The sequence below is a fragment of the Clostridium sp. HV4-5-A1G genome, from assembly GCF_900184915.1.
Lineage (GTDB): Bacteria > Bacillota > Clostridia > Clostridiales > Clostridiaceae > Clostridium_B > Clostridium_B aromativorans.
This window is the reverse complement of sequence record NZ_FXYI02000327.1, coordinates 1-1,624: the sequence shown is the minus strand read 5'-3', so window position 1 is coordinate 1,624 and position 1,624 is coordinate 1. Positions and strand designations below refer to the sequence as shown.

Here is a 1,624-nt window from a genome sequence, read left to right as displayed (position 1 = left end):
ATACATAATTAATAATAAATTTTAACGTAATTATATAATTTTATAGGTTTTATTTTCAAATTCAACAGTAAAATCTTTATAAAGTTTCCTACTTCTTCTTGTTTCCATTTTTCCATTTACCTTTACCATACCTTTTTTTATAAAAATTTTAGCTTCAGCTCCCTGTGAAACAGCTCCACACCATTTTAAAAACGAATCCAGTTTTATTACATCTGTATTTATTTTAACTTCATACATTTTCTATTATCTCCAATTTATTTATTTTTAACTATTTAAAAGTCTAACTGGCAAAACTAAATAAGTACAATTATCTTCGATCTTATTTTTAATTATACATGGACTTACACTACTGGAAAATTCTAATATAATTTCCTCCTCATCCATTATTTTTAAAACATCGATTAAATACTTTGAATTAAATGCAATTTTTAAAGTATCGCCTTGCAAAATTATATTTAATTCTTCTCTTACCATTCCCAATTGAGAATTAGATGTTATAACCATTCTATTTTCTTCAAGCTCTAGTTTTATTAAATTGGTATTACTATCTTTAGCCATTAATGAAGCTCTTTCAATACAATTTAAAAGTTCATCTTTTTTAGCTGTGACTTTCATATTAAATTCTTCAGGGATTATGGAATTATATTTTATAAATTCACCTTCTAAAAGTCTAGATATAACTTTGGTATTAGATAAGTTAAATAATATATGGTTTGGTGTGAATGTTATATTTACATTTTTATCATTGTCTTCTAAAATTTTAGAAACTTCGTTTAAGGTTTTACCTGGAATTACAGCATTTATTATGTTATCAGTGTTTAGATTTTCCGATCTTAAAGCAAGTCTATATCCGTCTAAAGCTATTAAATTCAATTTTTTATTTTTAATTTCAAATAAAACCCCTGTGAGGATAGGTCTTGTTTCATCTTGTGCTGTAGCGAATATAACACTCTTTATCATGTTTTTTAGTATTTTCTGTGGTATTGAAAAAATCATATTTTCTTTTATATTAGGTATTTCTGGAAAATCTTCAGCATTCATATATATTAAAGTGAATTTTGATTTTTGACATAGTATTTCTACAGAATTATTTTCTATGGTTGAAATACTTATATTGTCATCAGGTAACTTTCTTATAATTTCTCCAAATAGTCTTGAATCAATTACAATCGTTCCTTCTTCTTCAACATCTGCATTTATTTTGGTTTCTATGCTTAAATCTATATCTGAGCCTATTAGTATAATTTTATTATCTGAAGCAGTTAATTTTAATCCATTCAATATAGGCATGCTAGATTTTCCGGTTATTGCCCTTTGAGCTGTAATTATGGCTTCTTGTAAATCTAATTTTTTGCATTTAATTTTCATTTTTATTATATCTCCTTTATTGATAACATATTTTATTTAGATATATATAGATAATAAATTTTTTAGTAGTAGTAGTAGTAGGTATTGTTAGTATGTTCATAAATGCTAGAGGTGTTAATACTACTGAAAAAAATAAAAAAAATAAGTGTGGATAAGTAAATGATTGAAGCTCGTATTATCCACATAATAAAAAATAATATATGTATCTTATACACATCTGACGCTGCCGACGAAGCTAGAAGTGTAGATCTCGGTG

The 1,624-nt window shown here is 25.3% G+C and carries 2 protein-coding genes; both read right to left on the bottom strand.

From position 1 onward, the window contains the following. Positions 1-30: 30 nt before the first annotated feature. Positions 31-237 carry an RNA-binding S4 domain-containing protein gene (locus tag J5G60_RS18240; protein ID WP_150358968.1) on the bottom strand — a complete coding sequence of 69 codons (207 nt, stop codon included), beginning with the start codon at positions 235-237 and terminating at the stop codon, positions 31-33. A 27-nt stretch (positions 238-264) separates the two neighbouring features. Beyond that, entirely contained in the window at positions 265-1,368 is a 1,104-nt protein-coding gene (gene dnaN / locus J5G60_RS18235) for a DNA polymerase III subunit beta (protein WP_150358969.1), read from the bottom strand. Positions 1,369-1,624 lie beyond the last annotated feature (256 nt).